This window comes from Streptomyces sp. BYX5S (assembly GCF_054724165.1).
Genome location: NZ_CM138829.1, coordinates 1,507,840 through 1,527,498, shown reverse-complemented (window position 1 = coordinate 1,527,498; position 19,659 = coordinate 1,507,840). Strand labels below are relative to the sequence as shown.

The window sequence follows — 19,659 nt, the reverse complement described above, 5'->3', positions numbered from 1 at the left end:
CCGTTCAGGGGCGCGGGGAGCGGCGCGAGCGAAGGACCAGGAATCCGGCGCCGGCGAGCACGAGGGCCACGGCGGCGACGATCCCGGAGACCGCGCCGCCGGAGAGCCCCGAACTTTTCTCCGCCGCGGCGGACGTGGTCTTCGGGGCGGCGGAGCCGGTGTCGGGGCTCGGCGAGGCGGAGCTGCCGAGGTCGGGCAGCGCGGGCAGAGCGGCGTCGGCGTCGAGCGCGACGGCGAGGGAGACCGGGTCCATGGCGGCCCCCTCGCGGTACATCCCGCCGAAGGCCTTCGCCCCGGCGGCGGTGAGCTTCGCGGGTGCCTCGTCGACCCGTACGAGGCCGTCCTTCGCGGCGAGTTCACCGGCGTCGAAGGTGACGACGGCGGTGTCCTTGCGGGTGCCGTCCTCGCCGGTGACGTCGGCGCGCAGGGTGCCCTTGCCGTCGGCGACGGCGACGGACACGTCCGCGAACTTCAGGTCGAGCCCGTGCGCGCCGGTGAAGCGCACGGATCCGGTGAACTCGGCGTCGAGGGTCTGCTTCTTCTTGTCGTACGACCCTTCGCCCTCGGGGAAGCGGAACAGCGCGCCGCCGTCCTGCGCCCCGTCGGCGAGCTTCCACTCGCCCTGGGCGATGTCCCCGGTGACGTACTCGCGGAAGGTGCGGCGCACGCCCCAGTCGACGGCTCCGTCGCGGAGCTTCCCGGAGTCGGCCGCCTTCGCCTGCTTCTCCCTCTCCTTCTTCTCGGCCTTCTTGGTGGCGGAGGGAGATGCCTCGGACGTCTTCGTGTCCGCGGCCTTCTTGGGGGCGACGTCCGCGGACAGGCTGACCGGGTCGAGGGCCGTTCCCGCGGTGTAGTACCCGGCGAAGGACGTGGCGCCCTGCGCGGTGAGCGTGGCGGGGACGTTGTTGAGCACGACGGCGTTCCCGTCGCCCTTCATGTCGATGCCGCCGAGGGAGAGGGAGGCGAAGGGCACCTGGCGGGACGACGTGACCGCCCCGGTGCCCTTCGCCTTGCTCACGACATCGACGTACAGCGTCCCGGAGCCGCCCGCGACGCGGACGGTGGGGTTGCTGATCGTCATGTCGAGTTCGTGGGACCCGTCGCTCTTCTTGTGCCCGACGAAGTGCACGCCGCCGGAGAACGAGGAGGTGAAGGCGCCGGTCGAGCCGTCGTAGCTGCCGCGGGCGGAGTGGAAGCGGAACTGGCTGGCGCCGACGGTCGCCGCTCCCCCGGTCAGCGTGTAACTGCCTTTCGCGATGGGCCCGGTGATGTAGCTCTGGAAGGACGACTTCACACCCCAGTCGAGGCGGCCGCCCTGCACGGTGCGGGCCGCGGCGTGGGCGCCGGCGACCGGCAGCAGGGCCGCGAGCAGGCTCGTGAACAGGGCGACGGCGAGGACGCGTATCGGTGCGCGTCGGGACATGACGGTTCCTCCGGGACTCCAGCACCAGATGCCACCAGACCCTGGCGACTTAGGTAAGGCTAACCTAAACTATGATCGCTTCCGCCAACAGCCCCTCCGCTTACGACAGGACGGTCCCCGCGTGCCGACGCCAGCCGCCCCCGCCCCGCCCGCACCCCGCCGGACCGGCGCGCTGATCCCCGTACTCGTCGCCGTCCTCGCCCTGTTCGCCACGGCCTGCGGCGGCGGCTCCACGAACACGGCCCCGGCCGGATCCGACGGCAAGGCGGCCGCCGCCGCGACCTCGAACCGCCTCGAACCGCTCGCCTCCACGCCGGAACCGGACCTTCCGGCAGCCGTCACCTCGGCCGACGGCGAGAAGGTCACGGTAAAGAAGGCCGACCGGATCGTGCCGCTGTCCGGCAGCCTCAGCGAGATCGTCTTCACGCTCGGGCTGGGGAAGCGGGTCGTGGCGCGGGACATCACCGCCACGTTCGACCAGGCGAAGAAGCTGCCGGTGGTCACCCGCAACCACGACGTCTCCGCCGAGAACGTGCTGTCGCTGAGGCCGGACCTGGTGCTCGCCGAGACGACCTCGGGCCCCGCGGAGGCGATGGAGCAGATCCGCGACGCGGGCGTCCCGGTGGTCGTCATCGACCCGGCGAAGGGCCTCGACGACGTCGGCGCCCGCATTCAGGCGGTCGCGGACACGCTCGGAGTCCCGTCGGCGGGGCGGGAGTTGACCAAGCGCTCGGAGGAGCGGATCGAGGCCGTGCAGAAGGACATCCCGGCGAGGAAGGGCGACAAGCCGCGCGTCGCCTTCCTGTACCTGCGCGGCTCGGCCTCCGTGTACCTCATCGGCGGCAAGGAGTCCGGCGCGGCCTCACTGCTCGACGCGGCGGGCGCCGTCGACGCGGGCGCGGCCTCGGGCCTGGAGAAGGACTTCACCGCGATCACCAGCGAGGCTCTGGCGAAGGCCGCGCCGGACGCGATCCTCGTCATGACCAAGGGCCTCGACTCCGTCGGCGGCATCGACGGCCTGGTGAAGATCCCCGGCGTCGCCGAGACCCCGGCGGGCGTCGACCGCAGGGTCGTCTCCGTCGACGACGGCGTGCTCCTCAACTACGGCCCACGCACCGACCAGGTACTGAAGTCGATCGTGGACCAGCTGTACGCGAGGGACGGCGCGTGACATGGCGACGACGGTGACGAAGCCCGAGACGCCGCCCACGGCTGCGCCTGCCCAACGACGAAGCAGAGCATGGCTCCTGACGGTCTGTCTGGTCGGTGCCCTGATCGTGCTCGCCCTGGCCTCCGCCGGGATCGGCGCGTACGACATCGCGCCCGGCGACATCCTCGGGTCGGTGCAGCACCGGCTCGGCCTCGGCGGGGCCCCGCTCGACCGGGTCGGGGAGTCGGTGCTGTGGAACGTACGGCTGCCCCGCGTCGTGCTCGCGCTCCTCGTCGGCGCCTCGCTCGGCTGCGCGGGCGCGCTCATGCAGGGCGTGTTCGGCAACCCCCTCGCCGAGCCGGGCGTCATCGGCATCTCGTCGGGCGCGGCGGTCGGCGCGGTCGCCTGCATCGCGCTCGGCCTGAACTTCCTCGGGACGTGGACGATCACGGCCTGCGCGTTCGTGTCGGGCCTCGTGACGGTCCTGATCGTCTACGTGATGTCCCGCTCGGGCGGCCGCACGGAGGTCGTCACGCTGATCCTCACGGGCATCGCCGTGAACGCCTTCGCGGGCGCCCTCATCGGCCTGTTCCTCTCCTACGCCGATGCCGCGGCCGTCAACCAGATCACGTTCTGGCAGCTCGGCTCGCTGGCGCAGGCGACCTGGCCGAAGGTGCTCGCGGTGCTGCCCTGCGCGGCGGCCGGCCTGCTCCTGGCACCTGCGTACGCGAGAAAGCTGGACCTGCTGTCGCTCGGCGAACGCCCGGCCCGGCACCTCGGCGTGGACGTCGAAAAGCTCCGCATCACCCTCATCCTCGTCATCGCGCTGCTCACGGCGGCGGCCGTGGCGGTCTCCGGTGTCATCGGCTTCGTGGGCCTGGTCGTCCCGCACCTGCTGCGCATGCTCGCGGGCCCCGGCCACCGCTTCCTGGTCCCGGGCAGCGCCCTCGGCGGCGCCGCCGTCCTGGTCGCCGCCGATCTCGCCGCCCGCACGGTGGCGGCCCCCGCCGAACTCCCCATCGGGGTGCTCACCGCGCTGACCGGCAGCCCGTTCTTCTTCTGGCTGCTGCGCCGCACCCGCCGCAAGCAAGGAGGCTGGGCATGACGCCCCGTCGGAGCACGCCCCGTTGGAGCACCCTGCTGCGGGGCCCTCGCTCCCGCGCGCTGCCCGAGCGGTACGAGGCAGGGGACACGGTCGCCGAGGCCCGCGGCCTGCACGTCGCCCTGGGCGGCAGGGAGGTGTTGTCCGGCGTCGACCTGGAGGTGCGGGCCGGCGAGGTGCTCGCCCTCGTCGGCCCCAACGGGGCAGGGAAATCAACCTTGTTGGCGGCGCTGGCGGCGGACCTCCCGGCCACCTCCGGGGAACTGCGGGTCCACGGCCGCCCGGCCGATGCCTGGACACCGGCCGAACTCGCGCTGCGCCGGGCCCTGTTGCCGCAGTCGGCGACGCTCTCCTTCCCGTTCCCGGTCGGCGACGTCGTCCGGATGGGCCGCGCGCCGTGGGCGGGCACGGCGCGCGAGGACGAGGACGACGCGGTGGTCGCGGCGGCGCTCGCGGCGACGGAGACCGCGGCGTTCACCGCCCGCCCGTTCTCGGCGCTGTCCGGCGGCGAGCGGGCGCGGGTGGCCCTGGCCCGGGTGCTCGCCCAGTCGGCGGGGCTGCTGCTCCTGGACGAACCGACGGCCGCGCTCGACCTGCGCCACCAGGAACTGGTCCTGCGGGTGTGCCGGGAGCGGGCCGCCGCGGGCGACGCGGTGGTCGTCGTCCTGCACGACCTGGGCCTGGCCGCCGCGCACGCGGACCGGGTGGCGGTGCTGCACGGCGGACGCGTCACGGCGGCGGGCCCGCCCCCGGACGTCCTCGCGGGGCCGCTGCTCAGCGAGGTCTACCAGCACCCCGTCGAGGTGCTGCCGCACCCGCGCACCGGGGCAACGCTGGTGGTGCCGGTACGGCCGTGACTGGTTGGCTGTCCCCATGGTCGTCGTCATCACCAGCGTCATAGCGGTCCTCGGCACCCTCATGGGCGCGGGCCTCAGCCACGTACTCCAAAGCCGCACGGCGGCCCGCGCCCAGGACTTCACGCGCGTCGAACGGCTCCGGCAGGAACGCATCGACGCGTACTGCGCGTTCGGCGGGGCGCTCGCCAACTACCGGCGCGGGCAGCTGGACCGCTGGTTCCCCGAGCACGTGGACCGGCCGGGCGAGACGGTCGACGTCCACGAACTGCGGCGCGAGGCGCAGCGGTTGCGGACGGCGGCCATGGAGGCGATGTTCCGCGTCGAACTGCTCACCGAGGACCCGCCGCTGACCACGCTCGCCCGCGAGGCGATGGAATCCGTCGACCGCATCGTCACGGCCGCCGACCGCGAGGAACTCCGCGTCGTCCGGAACGAGTCGCGCACCCTGATCCACCACTTCATCGCGGCGTCCCGCCCCCACGTCCGGGCCTCGTGACGGGCCCCACGCGCGGCCTCAGATCGCCTCCAGGCTCCGCCCGGTCGTGCGCGGCCCGAGGATCCGCACATTGAGGCAGAGGATCAGCATCAGCACGCCCGACCCGATGAACACCGCGTCCGCGCCCAGGTCTTCGAGCACGTCGATCGCGACGAACGGCAGCACCACCGAGGTGAGCCGGGACAGCGAGTACGCGATGCCGATGGCGCTGGAGCGCAGGCCCGTCGGGAAGATCTCCGTCTGGTAGACGTGGAAGGCGTTCGAGAAGACGTTGGAGCACACGGTGAGCAGGAAGCCCGCGCCGACGATCAGCCAGGACGCCTCCGCGAACCCGAAGACGAGTCCGAACGCGGCGATCCCGAGCGCCGACAGGATGATGAGCGTCCGCCGCTCGATCCGGTCGATCAACGGCACGGACAGCGCCGAGCCGACCGGGTAGCCGAGGTAGCTGAGGGCGGCGTAGGACAGGGACTCGGTGACGGTGTGACCCTTGGCCTGGAGCACGACGGGGGCGAGGGAGCCGAAGCCGTAGTAGCCGACGGTCTGGAGGATCTGGAAGATCCACCACATGATGGTGCGGCGGGCGTAGGGGGCCTTGAACATGCGGCTGAGCGGCACCGTGGTGGACGTCTCGGGGCTCCGCCCCGGGCCCCGCTGCTCAATCGCCGCAGAGGCTTGACGCAGCTCCCCCGCAACCGAAGCTTGATTGGGCCGGACCTGAGAGGTGATGGCTCGCACCACCGCGTCCGCCTCGGCAACCCGCCCCCGCGACGCCAGCCAGCGCGGCGACTCCGGCAGCCGGGTCCGCAGGACCTGGATGAAGGCGGCGCCGAGCGCGCCCGCGACGAGCAGCCAGCGCCAGCCGTCGATGCCGAACAGTTCGTGCTTGGCGACGAGCCTCGCGCCGAGCAGCGCCGCGACGGGCACGCCGACGAAGCCGAGGGTGTACGCCCAGGCGATGTAGCGCCCGCGCACCTTGCGGGGCAGGAACTCGGCCAAGTACGTGTCGACCAGCACCAGTTCGGCGCCGAGGCCGAGCCCGGCGAGGAAGCGCAGCACGGACAGCTGCGTGGCGTCCTGCGCGAAGGCGCACGCCAGCGAGAACAGCGAGTACAGCCCCAGGTTGACCAGGAACATTTTGCGCCGCCCGAACCGGTCGGCGAGTACGGACAGCACGTTGGCGCCGACGAACATCCCGAGGAACCCGGAGGCGATCAGCCACGACTTCTCGGTCCCGGACAGCTCCCACGACTCGGCGAGCGCGGCGGCGAGCACGCCCCCGAGGAACACCTCGTAGAGATCGAAGAAGGCCCCTACGCCGACGATCGCGGTCAACCGCTTGTGCCACGGTCCGACGGGCAACCGGTCGAGCCTGCCGACCGGGTCCGTCGTGTCGTCCAAGTCCGGGGTGGCGGCAGCCCCCGTGACGCCCTGCTCACTCATGCTCACAGACGTTAGCTGTAAGTGACAGCTAAATGAAGGTCTTGATTCCGCTTCTGACCTGGCGTAGGGGGCGTCGCCGGCGCGAGGGAAGAAAGGGCAGACGAGTCGGGCTGTACGCCGGGTTCTGTACCCCGGGACCTCGCGGTCGTCGGGGTGACGGCCATCCATCTACGACCGGCGTTGCCACCGGCCTCCTGCGGTCTACCCGCGAACATCGGGCGGGCAGCCCTCGATCGTCCGCGCAGGACCGTCTCCGAAGAGGCGGTCCCTCTTGACCTTGCTCCAGGTGGGGTTTACCTAGCCGCCTGAGTCACCTCAGGCGCTGGTGGTCTCTTACACCACCGTTTCACCCTTACCCAGCAAGCTGGGCGGTCTGCTTTCTGTGGCACTGTCCCGCGGGTCACCCCGGGTGGCCGTTAGCCACCACCTTGCCCTGTGGAGCCCGGACGTTCCTCGGGAGGTTCCGGAGAACCCCACGCGGCCGCCCGCCCGGCTCGTCTGCCGTGCCCGCCATCCTACCTGGCGGTCACGAGGCACTCCCCTTCAGAGGAAGTCGGCCGTCTCCAGGTCGAAGGCGAACGGCTCGGGCAGGGCGACGGCCTTGCCGAAGGGGCGGGTGCAGTGCTCCCGGTAGTCGTCGCCCTCGGGGTCGCGGAAGAGGGTGACCGAGGAGGCTTCCCGGTCGATGAGGAGGTAGAGGGGGATGCCGCCATGGGCGTAGCAGCGCCGCTTGGCCTCCCGGTCGGCCTGCGGCTTGCTCGACGTGACCTCGACGACCAGGGCGACGCCCTCGCACGGCATCCAGGAGTCGGCGCCCCGGAAGAGACGGCGTTCCGCCGGTGCGAAGGTGCCGTCCGGGATCGCATGGTTCTTCGGGCAGGCACCTCCGCTCTTCAGTTTCAGGCCCTTGTTCCCGGAGAACTGCATGTCGGTCCGGGAACGTCTGATCACCTGATTCACGACCAGTCCGATGCAGTCCTCGTGGTCCCCGTCCGGCGGTGGCGTCACGACGATGTCCCCCTCGATCAGCTCCGCCCGGAATCCCTCCGGGGTGTCCAGCGCGAGGAAACCCTCCAGCAGGACGTCGGCCTGCGTGAGCGGCTCATGTGCCATGGCGGTCATGTCACGCTCCTCCTTCGGTCGCTCGTCACGCTGGGGCATCGGGGGATCTCCTGTCGTCGAGATCGGGGACCGTTCCCCCGATCGTGGCACAGGGCCCCGGTCTCCGTCGGCTCCCGGCGCCCGACTCCCGAGCACCACGGCCGCCTTCGCCGTCCGCTTGACCTTGCCGCAGCGTCAACGTTTCTACTGAGGGCATGCGGATCGGAGAGTTGGCGCGGGTGGTCGGGGTGACCACGCGGGCCGTCAGGCATTACCACCATCTGGGGCTGCTGCCCGAGCCCGAGCGGCTCGGGAACGGGTATCGGGCGTACGGGCTGCGGCACGCTGTCGAGCTCGCGCGGATCCGGCGGCTCACGGAGCTGGGGCTGGGGCTGGCCGAGGTGCGGGACGTGCTCGCGGACGACGCGGGACGCGACCTCGTCGAGGTGCTCGGTGAGCTGGACGACGATCTGGCGCGGCAGGAGACCGCCATCCGTGCGCGGCGGGCCCGGCTGCGGGCGCTGCTCGCCGACGCCGAGCAGGGGCGGCTGCCCGCCGACGGGCCGCTCTCGCCGGAGCTGACCGCCTTTCTCGGTGAACTGGGTGACGACCTGCTCGATTCGCCTATGGCCGCGAAGGACCGCGAGGTGCTCGCCCTCATCGACACGGCGGCGCCGCCCGAGGAGCGCGAGATGCTGATGTCGGTGCTGCTGCCCGCCCTCTCCGGGCCTGGCGCCCTGGACGCGGCCCGCGACGTGTACGCGCGGCTCGACGCGCTCGCCGACGCCCCGGTGGACGACCCCCGGGTCGCCGAGGCGGCGCGGGCGCTGGCGGCGTGCGTGCCGCCGGAGCTGCCGACCGGCGACGCCCTGGCGGACGGTGGCACGCTGCTCGACACCTTCCTCTCCGACTTCTCCCCCGCCCAGGCCGAGGCCGTCCGGCTGGCGCTGCGGACGGCCGCCGAGCGCGGTGCGTCGTGACCACCCTCCGGACGTCGCTGAGGGTTCTCACCTGCGTCGTCGTGGGTGCCGAACTGGTCTTCCTCGTCTGCCTGTTGGTGGGCGTCCGGCCGCCCCGCGCCGTCGAGGCCGCGGTCGTCGCGGTGCTCGTCCTCGAAGCCTGCGGGCTCGTGGTGCTGTACCGGCGCGGCGGCCGGGGCGCCGTGCGGGAGGTCGTTCCGGCCCGGGTCCGTCGGATCGCGGGGCACGAGCTGCGGGTGTTCGCGAGTTACGCGCTGTGGGTGACGCGGCGCCGCGACGGCGTCCCGGTGGGGGCGAGCGCGTTTCCGTACGCCCGGGGGCAGGCCGTGATGATGTACGCCCTGACGTTCGTGTGCGTCGTCGAGACCTTCGCGATGTGGGCGCTGCTGCGCGACTGGCCGCTGCTGCACGGCGTCGTGCTCTTCCTCGACGTCTACACGGTGGTGTGGATCCTCGGCCTGCACGCCGCCGCCGTGACCCGACCGCACGTGGTGTCGGACGACACCCTGCGGGTGCGCCGGGGCATCCTCGTGGACCTGCGGATACCGCTGGAGCGGATCACGGCGGTGCGCCGCGAGAACATGTACACGCACGAGGCGAAGGAGGGCGAGCTGAATCTGGACATCGGCGCGCAGACGTCCCTCACCGTCGAACTCGCCGATCCCGTAACGCACTTCACGTTCCTCGGACGCCCCCAGGACATCCGCCTCGTGCGTCTGCACGCGGAGGACCCGGACGCGCTCGCCCGCGCCCTGGAGCTCACGCGGGCGCGAACAGCACCTTCGCCGAGCCCGGGTCCGCCTGTGTGAGCCGGACCCGCAGCCGCTCCCCCAGCGGCAGCGCCCCCGTACCGCCCTCGATCCGGGCGACGACCGCGGGCTCGGTCAACTGGACGGTGCCGACTGCGGGTTCACGGTCCTTGACGTCCACGACGACCGCGTCGAAGAGGTCGCCGACCCGGTGTGCGAGGAGCGCCGCCTCGACGATGTCGACGCACTCGCGCTCCACGGTGTTGGCGCGCCGGGTGCCCTCGGCCATCTCCTTCGGGAGGTCGTCCAGTGCCGTCAACACCCATTCGGGAACGCCCCGTTCGGCGCACGCGGCCAGGCACAGCTCGGCCGCGTAACGGTCGACGAGGCGGCGCAGCGGGGCCGTGCAGTGGGTGTAGGGCGCGGCGACGGCGGCGTGCGTGGCGAGGTCGGGGACCTGGCCGCCGCGGAACGCGGTGTAGCCCGCGCCGCGCAGCAGCGTCGTGCACTCCTGGAGGAACGCGGCGTGGTGCGGGATCCGCGGGTCGAGGGAGCGGACGAGGTCGGAGTACGGGACGTGGTGCGGCCACTCGATGTGCAGGGCCGTCGCGGTGCGGCGCAGCCGGCCGACCGCGCCGTCGGGGGCGGCGGGCAGCGTGCGCAGGACGCCGGTGCCGGACGCGAGCATCAGGTCGGCGGCGGCCATGCCGGTGAGCAGCGAGATCTGGGCGTTCCACGCGTCGGCGGGCAGCGGGGCCCGGTAGGCGAGCTCGTACGCGGTGTCGCTCGCGACGATCTCCTGTTCCGGCACGTCGAGCGAGATGCCGCCGCGCTCGACCTCCAGCCCCTCGCGCAGCGTCCCGATGTCCTTGAGCAGGGCGAGCGGCTCCTCGGCGCTGCCGTCGTCGATGGCCTGCTGCACGCCCGCGTAGTCGAGTTTGGCGCGGCTGCGGACGAGGGCGCGGGCGACGTCGGTGCGCTCGGTGCGCCCGTCGGCGTCCAGGTCGATCGTCCACAGGACGGCCGGACAGGTCTGGCCGGGCAGCAGGCTCGCGGCGCCCTCGCTGAGCACGGTGGGGTGCAGCGGGACCTTCTCGTCGGGGAAGTACAGGGTGGTGACGCGGCGGTGCGCCTCGGTGTCGAGGGCGCCGCCGGGCGCGACGTACGCGGCGACGTCGGCGATCGCGTACCGCACGCGGTAGCCGCCGCCGGGGCGACGCGACAGGTGCATGGCCTGGTCGAGGTCGGTCGACGTGGGCGGGTCGATGGTGAAGAAGGGGACCGCCGTCTCGTCCCGGTCGGGCAGCCAGGGCGGCTCCGCGGCGACGCGCTCCGCCTCCGCGAGCACGTCGGCCGGGAACTCCAGGGGCACGTCCAGCTTCGTACGCAGTGCGCGCAGCACGGAACCGAGCGGTTCCCGTGCCGCGCCGGTCACACGGAGGTGGCGACGGGGCATGCCATGAAGCGTAGAAGCCGGTGGCGGGGTTGGCACGCCGTACGCTGGGGCGTCGATCGACCGTTGTTCCCGTACGTGCTTGAGGAGTGCCCCGTGCTTGTGCTGTTGCCGCCGTCGGAGGGTAAGGCCGCTTCCGGACGCGGGGCGCCGCTGAAGCCGGAGGGGCTGTCCCTGCCGGGGCTCGCCGAGGCGCGGGCGGCCGCCCTGGACGAGCTGGTGGAGCTGTGCGCGGCCGACGAGGAGAAGGCGCGCGAGGTGCTCGGTCTGAGCGAGGGGCTGCGCGGCGAGGTCGCCAAGAACGCGGAGCTGCGCACGGCGGGCGCCCGCCCGGCCGGTGAGATCTACACGGGTGTCCTGTACGACGCCCTGGACCTGGCCTCCCTCGACGCCGCCGCGAAGAAGCGGGCGGCGAGGTCGCTGCTGGTGTTCTCCGGGCTGTGGGGCGCGGTCGGCGTCGGCGACAGGATCCCCTCCTACCGCTGCTCGATGGGCGTGAAGCTGCCGGGGCTCGGCGCGCTGGGCGCGTACTGGCGGGGGCCCATGGCCGAGGTGATGCCGGAGGCGGCCGGGGACGGGCTGGTGCTGGACCTGCGGTCGGCGGCGTACGCGAGTGCGTGGAAGCCGAAGGGTGAGGTGGCGGAGCGGACGGCGACGGTGCGCGTGCTGCACGCGCCGACCCGCAAGGTCGTCTCCCACTTCAACAAGGCGACCAAGGGCCGCATCGTCCGGTCGCTGCTGACGGCGGGGGTCGCGCCGGCCGGTCCGGCGGAGCTGGTCGGCGCCCTGCGGGACCTCGGGTACGTCGTGGAGGTCGAGGAGCCGGCGAAGGCCGGGCGGCCGTGGAATCTGGACGTGCTGGTGGACGAGGTCCACTGACGACGACGTCCATTGCAACATGCGCAACGCCCTTTGCGTATGTTGCTGCGGGCGGGGCAGGATGGGGCCATGACCTCGACTGCCGCCGCCTCGGCCGCCTCTGCCTCCGTGCTGGATCTCGCCCCCGTCGTCCCCGTCGTCGTGGTGGAGGACGCCGCCGACGCGGTGCCGCTCGCGCGGGCGCTCGTCGCGGGCGGCCTGCCCGCGATCGAGGTGACGCTGCGGACGCCCGCCGCGCTCGACGCGATCCGGGCAATAGCCGCCGAGGTGCCGGAGGCCGTCGTCGGCGCGGGCACCGTGATCTCGCCCGCGAACGTCGCCGACTCGGTCGCCGCGGGCGCCCGCTTCCTGGTCAGCCCCGGCTGGACGGACACGGTGCTCGCCGCGATGAAGGAGTCCGGCGTGCCGTTCCTGCCCGGCGTCTCCACGACGTCGGAGGTCGTGGCGCTGATCGAGCGCGGCGTGCACGAGATGAAGTTCTTCCCGGCCGAGGCCGCGGGCGGCGCCGCCTACCTGAAGGCGCTCGCGAGCCCGCTGCCGCAGGCCCGGTTCTGCCCCACGGGCGGCGTCTCCCCCGCGAACGCGCCCGCCTACCTGGCGCTGAAGAACGTCGGCTGCGTCGGCGGCAGCTGGATGCTCCCGGCCGACGCCGTCGCGGCGAAGGACTGGGGACGGGTGGAGGAGCTGGCGCGCGAGGCGAGTGCGCTGCGCTAGGGCCTGTCGTCAAACTTCCCTAGTCGGCCGGTCGGTTCAGGTGCGCTGTCTCGTTGAGGCAGCGCACGCTCGCGTTTCCGTCCGCGTAGTACGCGACCGTGGACAGTGCGGCCGCCGCGAGTTCCATGCGGAACATCGCCTCGGGCGGGGCGCCGAGCGCGAGCCGCACCAGGGTCTTGATCGGGGTCACGTGGCTGACCACCAGGACGGTGCGGCCCCGGTGCGCGGCGACCAGGCGGTCCCGCGCGGCGGCCACTCGCTCGGCGACCTCGGCGAAGCTCTCGCCTCCGGCGGTCGGGGCGGTGTCGGGCGATCCGAGCCATGCCGTGAGGTCGTCCGGGTACCGTGCTCCGACCTCCTTGAAGGTGAGCCCCTCCCACGCGCCGAAGTGCGTCTCGCGCAGTCCGGCGTCGACCTCGACCCCGAGGCCGAGGCGGGTGGCGACGGCCTCGGCGGTTTCGCGGCAGCGGGCCAGGGGGGACGTCACGATCGTCTCGATGTCGGCGCGGGCGGCCAGGGCCGACGCGGCGTCCGCGGCCTGTCGTCGCCCGACCGCGGACAGCGCGGGGTCGTCGCCCCCGCTCCCCGAGAAGCGCTTCTCGGGGGTGAGGGCGGTCTCGCCGTGCCGGAGCAGCACGAATGCCGTGGGTGGTCCGAGGTCTGGTGGTGCCACGTCTTCCCTTCCGGCGGGCCGCACCGGCCTTGCGGTCACGGGGCTCCGCCCCGGGCCCCGCGCCTCAAACGCCGGCGAGGCTGAAAAGGGCCGGTGCCGATGTTGCGGTCGCGGGGCTCCGCCCCGGGCCCCGCGCCTCAAGCGCCGGCGAGGCTGAGAGAGGACCGGCGGGGCCAGAGGGGCCAGGGGCCTAGAGGCCCGACTCGGAGGTGCGGACCAGGATGCGGCGGCAGTTCTCGCAGCGGACGACGGCGTCCGCGGCGGCGGCTCGGACCTCGTTGAGTTCCGTGATGTTGAGCTCCAGGCGGCAGCCCTCGCAGCGGCGCTGGTAGAGCTTCGCCGCGCCGACGCCGCCCTCCTTCTCGCGGAGCTTGTCGTACAGCTTCAGCAGGTCGGCGGGGATGGACCCGGCGACGACCTCGCGCTCCTTGGCGATGGAGGCGACGTCCGCGTCGAGGGCGGACGACGCCTGGTCGCGGCGCGAGGTGGCGTCGTCGACCTTGGCCTGGACGGAGGACAGCCGCTCGGCCAGCTCACCGGCCCGCTCCTGCGCGGACTCGCGGCGCTCCATGACCTCCAGGACCACGTCCTCCAGGTCGCCCTGGCGCTTGGCGAGCGAGGCGATCTCGCGCTGGAGGTTCTCCAGGTCCTTCGGCGACGTGACCGCGCCGGAGTCGAGGCGCTTCTGGTCGCGGGCGGCGCGCTGGCGGACCTGGTCGACGTCCTGCTCGGCCTTGGTCTGCTCGCGGGCGCAGTCGCTCTCCTCGGTCGTCGCGGCGACGTGCAGGTCGCGCAGCTGCGTGAGGTCCTTGGTCAGCGTCTCGAGCTCGGCGTGCTCGGGCAGCGTCTTCTTCTTGTGCGCGAGCTGCTGGAGGCGGACGTCGAGGTCCTGGACGTCGAGAAGACGGATCTGGTCGGCGGGCGCGGCGTTCAGTTGGGGGCTCCAAGGTTAGAAACAGACTGGGGGTTGGACGCCGCGTGGGCGGTCCAGGGGTCGGTGACCGTCTTCGAGACGTGGACCCGAAGGTCCCATCCCGCACGGTCGGAGATCTCGTCGAGCTGGGCTGCGGCCAGCTCGCACCAGGGCCACTCGGTGGCCCAGTGCGCCGCGTCGAGCAGCGCCAGCGGACTGTGCTCGCGGGCCTCGCTCACCGGGTGGTGGCGCAGGTCCGCGGTGAGGAAGGCGTCGACACCGGCCGCGCGCACGTCCTCGAAGAGACTGTCGCCGCTGCCACCGCTCACCGCGACCGTCCGCACCGTCGCGTCGAGGTCGCCCGCGACGCGGATGCCCTGCGCGGTCGCGGGCAGCCGGTCCGCCGCGCGGCCCGCGAGCTCGCGCAGGCTCAGCGGGTGCTCCAGCTCGCAGATCCGGCCGAGGCCGCGGCGGCCCTCCGGGTCGGACGGGTCCGGGACCAGGGGGCGGACGACGCGGACGCCGAGGGCGCCCGCGAGGGCGTCGGAGACACCGGGGTCGGCCTTGTCGGCGTTGGTGTGCGCGACGTGCAGCGCGATGTCGTTCTTGATCAGCGTGTGGACGGCGCGGCCCTTGAACGTGGAGGCCGCCACCGTCGTCGTACCGCGCAGGTAGAGCGGGTGGTGGGTGACCAGCAGGTCCGCGCCGAGCTTCACGGCCTCGTCGACGGTCTCCTGGACCGGGTCGACCGCGAAGAGCACCCGGCCCACCTCGGCGTCCGGGTCGCCGGCGACCGTGCCGACCGCGTCCCATCCCTCGGCGAGGGCCGGAGGCCAGAGGGCGTCGAGCGCGGCGGTTACTTCAGACAGACGGGGCACGCAGACAGGTTACCTGCGCCCCCTGCCCCACCCCCAAGCCCGGCCCGTACCGCCGGGCGGCGGCAGGGGAGCACACGGCGCCCGCCGCGCACAGCCGATTCCAGCCACCGCCCACCTTTCGTGTGAAACGGCGGGCGCCGGATGCGACGGAGGTTCGTGCGAAAACTAGCGTCGGCCGGGACAAGCGGAGGTGACTGATCCATGACGGCCCTGGCCGCCGAACCCACGACGGAGACTCGGTCGAAACCGCCGCACACGGGATGTGTGCTCACGGCGGACGCGTCGTACGCGGCGCGCCTCGCGCACGACGGCGCGACCCCCGGTTCCTGGTTCCCCGAGCGCTGGACCCTGGACGGACCGGAGCCCTACGCGGTGCCGCTGCCCGCCGGTCAGCCGGAGGAGCCCGGCACCGCGGTGCTGCCCCTGACCGACGGGCGGGTGCTGATCCGGCGCCGCGCCGCGGGGCGCCATCTCTTCTCGCTGCTCTACCCGACGGGCCCCGGCACCGGCGAGGTGTCGCTCGGCGCCGTGGAGTGCGAACACCTCACCCTTCTGCCGCCCGCGCCGGACGGCCGGTTCGCCTACGCGCTGGCGGTCGGCGCGAAGTCGTCGGCCGTGTGGCAGGTGGCGGGCGGCGCCTGCGGGCCCGAGCTGCTCGCCGAGGTGCCGGGGCGCTGCTCGGGCGGGGTGTGGCTGGACCGGGAGACCCGGCTGCTGGCGCTGGACCGCGCGCTGCCCGGCGCGGAGGGGGCGGCCGACGGCCCCGTGAAGACGGTGGTGGTCGATCTGGACCGGGGCGGCGCGGTCTCCCCGCTGCTCCAGATCGCGGAGGACAGCGAGGACCGGCTGCTCCTCGCCGACCTCGACAGCGGCCTCGTCCTGCTGCGCTCGGACGCCCCGACACCGGGTGAACTCCGGCTCGGGTGGGGGGTGTTGGGCAGTACGCTGCCGATCCGGTTCCCGGAGTCGCTGCGGCTCGCCGACTGCGCGCTGACGCCCTTCGCCATCCAGCCCGGCCAGTCGCTGATGCCGGAGAACTGCGCGGTGGCGCTGCGGGTGGCGAGCGCGGAGGGCGGTTCGCCGTGGCTCGGTCTGTGGCGGCCCGCGGAGGGCCGCATGCACCAGATCGCGGCGCCCGGCGGCTGGCTGGAGGGCAGCGGCTTCTTCTCGCGCGAGGGCGTGCTCTCCCTGCCGTACGTCACGGAGGACGTGCCCTGCGGGCTCTGGCGGACGACCCTGCCGGAGCCGCCCCCGAGGGCGCCGGAACCGGCGGAACCGAGACCGCCGGAGCCGGTCGCGCCCCGTCCCGTTCCCCTGGGGCAGGCGCCTCTCGGTGGCCGGGGCACGGACCGTTAGACTCGCCCGGCTGCAACTGAAGGATCTTGTACGTGTTTACGGGGTGAATGTTCCGATGACGGAAGGCAACGGCACGGAGGCCGAGGTCGACTGGGAGGCGGCGCACCAGATGCGGGCCGGCTCGGGTCGGCATCGCGGCGAGGTGTCCGCGTCGCCCATGGCGGGCGGCGGCGATCAGGAGTCGAGGCCGCGTGGGCGGCACCGTGGGCCGCGCGCCGACGAGGCGTAGCGTCCGACGTTCGGCAGACCATCTGAAGAAACGTCACGGCTGAGGGGCCCGGCGACTGCCGGGCCCCTCAGCCCTGTCCGGGGCGGGTCAGTCGTGCTTGAGGCCGAGGACCTCCGCCGCCGCGAACGTCTCGTTCGGGGGCCGGTCCTTGTAGTGCGGCGTGAGCAGCGCGTCGAGTTCGTCGTACGTGAACGCGTCCTTGGTCGTGTCGAACTTCGCCTGCACCCTGGGCCGGTCGACCACGGCGACCATGCCGCCGTGCACCACGAGCAGCTGGCCGTTGACGTTCGCGGCGGCGGGTGAGGCGAGGTAGCCGACGAGCGGGGCGACGTGCTCGGGCGCGAGCGGGTCGAGCCCGTCCTCCGGCTGCGCGAATCCGGCGAAGACGTCCTCCGTCATACGGGTGCGGGCGCGCGGGCAGATGACGTTGGCGGTCACGCCGTACTTGGCGAGGGCCAGTGCGGTGGAGGTGGTGAGTCCGACGATTCCGCCCTTGGCGGCGGCGTAGTTGGGCTGTCCCGCCGAGCCGGCGAGGAATGCCTCGGACGAGGTGTTGACGATGCGGCCGTAGACGGGGCCGCCGGATGCCTTCGCGGCCGTGCGCCAGTGGCGGGCCGCGAAGTGGCTGGTGTTGTAGTGGCCCTTGAGGTGGACGCGGATGACCGAGTCCCATTCGTCCTCGGTCATCGAGAAGATCATGCGGTCGCGGAGGATGCCGGCGTTGTTGACGAGGATGTCGAGGCGGCCGTAGGTGTCGATCGCCAACTGGACGAGTTCCTCGGCCTGTTGGTGGTCGGCGACGTCGCCGGTGTGGGCGGTGGCGGTGCCGCCCACGGCCTCGATCTCGGCGACCACGCGGGCGGCGGGGCCGGTGGTCGCGGCGCCGGTGCCGTCGCGGCCGGGTTGGCCGAAGTCGTTGACGACGACGTGGGCGCCGAGGCGGGCGAGTTCGAGGGCTTCGGCGCGGCCGAGGCCGCGGCCGGCGCCGGTGACGATGGCCGTGCGGCCGGTGAGCGGCGTGGGCATACGGGAGCGTTTCCCTTCGGTTCGGTTTCGGTTGCGCTGCGACGGCGTTGCACCCCCGGGGCTCCGCCCCGGACCCCGCTCCTCAATCGCCGGAGGGGCTCAAAAACAACACCCGATCCCCGGAGCGCACCAGCCCGTGAGGCGCATGCCATCCAGCCTCGCCGGCGTTTGAGGCGCGGGGGCCGGGGCGGAGCCCCGGGGTGGGGTCAGAGTTGGATGCAGGTGCGGAGGGAGGTGCCGGTGCGCATCTGGGTGAGGGCTTCGTTGATGTCGGACAGGGGCACCCGATGGGTGATGAGGGATTCGAGGTCGATACGGCCCGCCCGCCACAGGGCGATCGCCCGCTCGTAGGACTGAAGGACGTCCCCGCCCCCGTACATCGACGGCAGGATCCGCTTCTCGTCGAAGAACAGCTCGAACATGTTGAGCTGGAGGAAGTCGTCCATGGCCCCCGCCCCGACCACGACCAGCGTGCCGCCCCGCCGCGTCGTCTCGTACGCCGTGCGCGCCGTGGCGGACTTGCCGACGACCTCGAAGACGTAGTCGAAGCCCTCGCCGCCGGTGACACTCTGTTTGGCGTCGGCCAGTTCGTCGGGGGAGATCGCCTTCGTGGCGCCGAACGTGAGCGCGGCCTCGCGCCGTGACTCCACGGGGTCGACGGCGACGATCTCCGCCGCGCCCTTGAGCCGCGCGCCCTGGATCGCCGAGATGCCGACGCCACCGCAGCCGATGACCGCGACCGACGAACCGGCCGCCACGTCCGCCGTGTTGATCGCGGCGCCGAGCCCGGTCGTGACGCCGCAGCCGATGAGCGCGGCGATGTCGAAGGGCACGTCGTCGGGGATGGGCACGGCGCAGGCCGCGTTGACGACGACCTCCTCGGTGAACGTGCCGGTCCCGGCGAAGCCGAAGACATCGCCGCCGGGGCGCTTGAAGTTGGGGGTGCCCGCGTTCATGAATCCGGCGAGACAGAGTTCGGTCTGGCCGCGCTTGCAGGCGGGACAGGCACCGCAGGCGGGCAGCCAGCACATCAGGACCCGCTGGCCGGGCGTGAGGTGCGTGACACCGTCGCCGACGTCGACGATCTCGCCCGCGCCCTCGTGGCCGGGGATGAACGGCGCCGGCTGCGGCAGCACCCCGTTCATCGCGGAGATGTCGGAGTGGCACAGGCCCGTGGCGCGCAGCCGGACCCGCACCTTGCCCGGACCGAAGCCGACCGCCTCGACGTCGTCCAGTACCTCGAGTTTGTCCTGGCCTATCTCCTGCAGTACGGCTGCTCGCATGGCGTGCGGCTCCTTCGCGTGGACGTGCGTACGGGTGGTGTCAGCTGTGCTCGACGACCGTGTCGGCGAGGACCGGTGCCTCGTCGCGCTCCACCGCCGCGACGGTGACCTGGATCCGTCCGGGCTCCTGCCACATGCGCACGCGCAGCGTCTCGCCGGGGAAGACGACGCCCGCGAAGCGCGTGCGGTAGCGGGTGATGCGGGAGACGTCGCCGCCAAGGGCGGTGTCCGCGACGGCCTTGAGCGTCATCCCGTAGCTGCACAGGCCGTGCAGGATCGGCTTGTCGAAGCCGGCCAGCTTGGCGAACTCCGGGTCGGCGTGGAGCGGGTTCCAGTCGCCGGAGAGGCGGTAGAGGAGGGCCTGCTCCTCGCGGATGGGCCGGTCCACGGTGCGGTCGGGCTCGCGGGAGGGGACCTCCAGGCGCTCGGAGGGGCCCCGGTCGCCGCCGAAGCCGCCCTCGCCGCGGACGAAGATCTGCGAGTCGCTGGTCCACAACGGGCCGTCGGCGTCGGCGACTTCGCTGCGCAGGACGAGTACGGCCGCCTTCCTCTTGTCGTACACGGCGGCGACCCGCGAGGTGGTCGTGGCCTGTCCCTTCACGGGGATGGGGCGGTGCAGCTCGATGGTCTGGCCGCCGTGCAGCACGTGCGCGAGGTTCACGTCGATGCCGGGCGCGGAGAGCCCGCCGACGACGCCCATTCCGGCGCCCGCCACGGTCGCGAAGCTCGGCAGGACGTGCAGTTTCGACTCCAGGGTGTAGCGCAGCTCGTCGGGATCGGTGGCGGGGATGCCCGCGCCGAGACCGAGGTGGTAGAGCTGGACGTCCTTGTGGTCCCAGGCGATCCCTGCGGACCTGGGCTGCGCGGCTACGGCCTTCGCGGCGTCGATGGGCATAGAGGCAAACGCTCCTAAGGCTGGTCAAGACCTCGGTGCGGCCGTCCGCACCGTCGGCC

The 19,659-nt window shown here is 72.9% G+C and carries 19 protein-coding genes, 1 other RNA gene and 1 pseudogene; 10 read left to right on the top strand and 11 right to left on the bottom strand.

Annotated elements, in window-relative coordinates:
- Nucleotides 1-4: 4 nt before the first annotated feature.
- The gene (locus ACYBSK_RS06840) at nucleotides 5-1,423 is read right to left on the bottom strand and encodes an HtaA domain-containing protein (protein ID WP_460245493.1); all 1,419 of its coding nucleotides are present in this window, start codon (nucleotides 1,421-1,423) and stop codon (nucleotides 5-7) included.
- A gap of 121 nt (nucleotides 1,424-1,544) precedes the next feature.
- Here ACYBSK_RS06840 and ACYBSK_RS06835 point away from each other — a divergent pair, with 121 nt between their 5' ends.
- The 4 genes from ACYBSK_RS06835 to ACYBSK_RS06820 are packed head-to-tail and all read left to right on the top strand — an operon-like array spanning nucleotide 1,545 to nucleotide 5,028.
- Nucleotides 1,545-2,594: a heme/hemin ABC transporter substrate-binding protein gene (locus tag ACYBSK_RS06835; protein WP_460245492.1), complete on the top strand. Its 1,050-nt coding sequence runs from the start codon at nucleotides 1,545-1,547 to the stop codon at nucleotides 2,592-2,594.
- A 1-nt stretch (nucleotide 2,595) separates the two neighbouring features.
- Entirely contained in the window at nucleotides 2,596-3,678 is a 1,083-nt protein-coding gene (locus ACYBSK_RS06830; protein WP_460245491.1) for a FecCD family ABC transporter permease, read from the top strand.
- Nucleotides 3,675-4,532 carry a heme ABC transporter ATP-binding protein gene (locus ACYBSK_RS06825; RefSeq protein ID WP_460245490.1) on the top strand — a complete coding sequence of 286 codons (858 nt, stop codon included), beginning with the start codon at nucleotides 3,675-3,677 and terminating at the stop codon, nucleotides 4,530-4,532. The genes ACYBSK_RS06830 and ACYBSK_RS06825 overlap by 4 nt, the downstream gene beginning before the upstream one ends.
- Nucleotides 4,533-4,548: 16 nt before the next feature.
- Nucleotides 4,549-5,028, top strand: a complete 480-nt coding sequence (locus ACYBSK_RS06820; protein WP_460245489.1) for a hypothetical protein — start codon at nucleotides 4,549-4,551, stop codon at nucleotides 5,026-5,028.
- Nucleotides 5,029-5,046: 18 nt separating this feature from the next.
- Here ACYBSK_RS06820 and ACYBSK_RS06815 read toward each other — a convergent pair whose 3' ends face one another.
- The 3 genes from ACYBSK_RS06815 to ACYBSK_RS06805 all read right to left on the bottom strand — a co-directional run bounded on the left by ACYBSK_RS06815 (nucleotide 5,047) and on the right by ACYBSK_RS06805 (nucleotide 7,584).
- Nucleotides 5,047-6,471, bottom strand: coding sequence for an MFS transporter (locus ACYBSK_RS06815; protein ID WP_460245488.1), 1,425 nt, complete (start codon nucleotides 6,469-6,471; stop codon nucleotides 5,047-5,049).
- 97 nt (nucleotides 6,472-6,568) lie between these two features.
- Nucleotides 6,569-6,968, bottom strand: an RNA gene (gene rnpB, locus ACYBSK_RS06810) — RNase P RNA component class A.
- Nucleotides 6,969-7,014: 46 nt separating this feature from the next.
- Nucleotides 7,015-7,584, bottom strand: coding sequence for a Uma2 family endonuclease (locus ACYBSK_RS06805; protein ID WP_460246971.1), 570 nt, complete (start codon nucleotides 7,582-7,584; stop codon nucleotides 7,015-7,017).
- Between the two features lie 203 nt (nucleotides 7,585-7,787).
- Between ACYBSK_RS06805 and ACYBSK_RS06800 the strand changes: the two genes are divergently transcribed.
- Together ACYBSK_RS06800 and ACYBSK_RS06795 are read left to right on the top strand one after the other, a co-directional pair.
- On the top strand, nucleotides 7,788-8,552 hold the full coding sequence (locus ACYBSK_RS06800) for a MerR family transcriptional regulator (RefSeq protein ID WP_460245487.1): 765 nt from the start codon (nucleotides 7,788-7,790) through the stop codon (nucleotides 8,550-8,552).
- Complete coding sequence (locus tag ACYBSK_RS06795) at nucleotides 8,549-9,361, top strand: hypothetical protein (protein WP_460245486.1); 813 nt, start codon at nucleotides 8,549-8,551, stop codon at nucleotides 9,359-9,361. Before ACYBSK_RS06800 ends, ACYBSK_RS06795 begins: the two co-directional genes overlap by 4 nt.
- On the opposite strand, the gene ACYBSK_RS06790 is transcribed toward ACYBSK_RS06795, so the two are convergent.
- Entirely contained in the window at nucleotides 9,312-10,757 is a 1,446-nt protein-coding gene (locus ACYBSK_RS06790; RefSeq protein ID WP_460245485.1) for an RNB domain-containing ribonuclease, read from the bottom strand. The genes ACYBSK_RS06795 and ACYBSK_RS06790 overlap by 50 nt on opposite strands.
- 93 nt (nucleotides 10,758-10,850) lie before the next feature.
- Between ACYBSK_RS06790 and yaaA the strand changes: the two genes are divergently transcribed.
- Nucleotides 10,851-11,633 carry a peroxide stress protein YaaA gene (gene yaaA, locus ACYBSK_RS06785; protein WP_460245484.1) on the top strand — a complete coding sequence of 261 codons (783 nt, stop codon included), beginning with the start codon at nucleotides 10,851-10,853 and terminating at the stop codon, nucleotides 11,631-11,633.
- A gap of 69 nt (nucleotides 11,634-11,702) precedes the next feature.
- Nucleotides 11,703-12,347, top strand: a complete 645-nt coding sequence (eda, locus tag ACYBSK_RS06780) for a bifunctional 4-hydroxy-2-oxoglutarate aldolase/2-dehydro-3-deoxy-phosphogluconate aldolase (protein WP_457475949.1) — start codon at nucleotides 11,703-11,705, stop codon at nucleotides 12,345-12,347.
- Nucleotides 12,348-12,366: 19 nt separating this feature from the next.
- Here eda and ACYBSK_RS06775 read toward each other — a convergent pair.
- The 3 genes and pseudogenes from ACYBSK_RS06775 to ACYBSK_RS06765 form a co-directional block, all read right to left on the bottom strand.
- Nucleotides 12,367-13,011, bottom strand: a pseudogene (locus ACYBSK_RS06775) (histidine phosphatase family protein); the annotation flags it as partial.
- A 199-nt stretch (nucleotides 13,012-13,210) separates the two neighbouring features.
- Nucleotides 13,211-13,954, bottom strand: a complete 744-nt coding sequence (locus ACYBSK_RS06770) for a zinc ribbon domain-containing protein (RefSeq protein ID WP_457481673.1) — start codon at nucleotides 13,952-13,954, stop codon at nucleotides 13,211-13,213.
- The gene (locus ACYBSK_RS06765; protein ID WP_457475948.1) at nucleotides 13,951-14,811 is read right to left on the bottom strand and encodes a Nif3-like dinuclear metal center hexameric protein; all 861 of its coding nucleotides are present in this window, start codon (nucleotides 14,809-14,811) and stop codon (nucleotides 13,951-13,953) included. The genes ACYBSK_RS06770 and ACYBSK_RS06765 overlap by 4 nt, the downstream gene beginning before the upstream one ends.
- A gap of 201 nt (nucleotides 14,812-15,012) precedes the next feature.
- Between ACYBSK_RS06765 and ACYBSK_RS06760 the strand changes: the two genes are divergently transcribed.
- Both ACYBSK_RS06760 and ACYBSK_RS06755 read left to right on the top strand, forming a co-directional pair.
- Complete coding sequence (locus tag ACYBSK_RS06760) at nucleotides 15,013-16,167, top strand: hypothetical protein (RefSeq protein WP_460245483.1); 1,155 nt, start codon at nucleotides 15,013-15,015, stop codon at nucleotides 16,165-16,167.
- A 55-nt stretch (nucleotides 16,168-16,222) separates the two neighbouring features.
- Nucleotides 16,223-16,396 carry a hypothetical protein gene (locus ACYBSK_RS06755; RefSeq protein ID WP_457475946.1) on the top strand — a complete coding sequence of 58 codons (174 nt, stop codon included), beginning with the start codon at nucleotides 16,223-16,225 and terminating at the stop codon, nucleotides 16,394-16,396.
- An 87-nt stretch (nucleotides 16,397-16,483) separates the two neighbouring features.
- Here the strand turns inward: ACYBSK_RS06755 and ACYBSK_RS06750 are convergent, their stop codons facing one another.
- From ACYBSK_RS06750 to ACYBSK_RS06740, 3 genes are all read right to left on the bottom strand, one after another.
- Entirely contained in the window at nucleotides 16,484-17,422 is a 939-nt protein-coding gene (locus ACYBSK_RS06750; protein WP_460245482.1) for a 3-oxoacyl-ACP reductase, read from the bottom strand.
- 206 nt (nucleotides 17,423-17,628) lie between these two features.
- The gene (locus tag ACYBSK_RS06745) at nucleotides 17,629-18,705 is read right to left on the bottom strand and encodes a Zn-dependent alcohol dehydrogenase (RefSeq protein ID WP_457475944.1); all 1,077 of its coding nucleotides are present in this window, start codon (nucleotides 18,703-18,705) and stop codon (nucleotides 17,629-17,631) included.
- 40 nt (nucleotides 18,706-18,745) lie between these two features.
- Nucleotides 18,746-19,600: a MaoC/PaaZ C-terminal domain-containing protein gene (locus ACYBSK_RS06740; RefSeq protein WP_460245481.1), complete on the bottom strand. Its 855-nt coding sequence runs from the start codon at nucleotides 19,598-19,600 to the stop codon at nucleotides 18,746-18,748.
- Nucleotides 19,601-19,659: the final 59 nt, after the last annotated feature.

Coding starts and splice junctions, on each gene's coding strand:
- ACYBSK_RS06840 (WP_460245493.1), bottom strand. CDS start 1,423: ATGTCCCGACGCGCACCGATACGCGTCCTCGCCGTCGCCCTGTTCACG.
- ACYBSK_RS06760 (WP_460245483.1), top strand. CDS start 15,013: ATGACGGCCCTGGCCGCCGAACCCACGACGGAGACTCGGTCGAAACCG.
- ACYBSK_RS06755 (WP_457475946.1), top strand. CDS start 16,223: ATGACGGAAGGCAACGGCACGGAGGCCGAGGTCGACTGGGAGGCGGCG.
- ACYBSK_RS06800 (WP_460245487.1), top strand. CDS start 7,788: ATGCGGATCGGAGAGTTGGCGCGGGTGGTCGGGGTGACCACGCGGGCC.
- ACYBSK_RS06820 (WP_460245489.1), top strand. CDS start 4,549: ATGGTCGTCGTCATCACCAGCGTCATAGCGGTCCTCGGCACCCTCATG.
- ACYBSK_RS06790 (WP_460245485.1), bottom strand. CDS start 10,757: ATGCCCCGTCGCCACCTCCGTGTGACCGGCGCGGCACGGGAACCGCTC.
- ACYBSK_RS06830 (WP_460245491.1), top strand. CDS start 2,596: ATGGCGACGACGGTGACGAAGCCCGAGACGCCGCCCACGGCTGCGCCT.
- ACYBSK_RS06815 (WP_460245488.1), bottom strand. CDS start 6,471: ATGAGTGAGCAGGGCGTCACGGGGGCTGCCGCCACCCCGGACTTGGAC.
- ACYBSK_RS06740 (WP_460245481.1), bottom strand. CDS start 19,600: ATGCCCATCGACGCCGCGAAGGCCGTAGCCGCGCAGCCCAGGTCCGCA.
- ACYBSK_RS06750 (WP_460245482.1), bottom strand. CDS start 17,422: ATGCCCACGCCGCTCACCGGCCGCACGGCCATCGTCACCGGCGCCGGC.
- ACYBSK_RS06825 (WP_460245490.1), top strand. CDS start 3,675: ATGACGCCCCGTCGGAGCACGCCCCGTTGGAGCACCCTGCTGCGGGGC.
- ACYBSK_RS06745 (WP_457475944.1), bottom strand. CDS start 18,705: ATGCGAGCAGCCGTACTGCAGGAGATAGGCCAGGACAAACTCGAGGTA.
- ACYBSK_RS06805 (WP_460246971.1), bottom strand. CDS start 7,584: ATGGCACATGAGCCGCTCACGCAGGCCGACGTCCTGCTGGAGGGTTTC.
- eda (WP_457475949.1), top strand. CDS start 11,703: ATGACCTCGACTGCCGCCGCCTCGGCCGCCTCTGCCTCCGTGCTGGAT.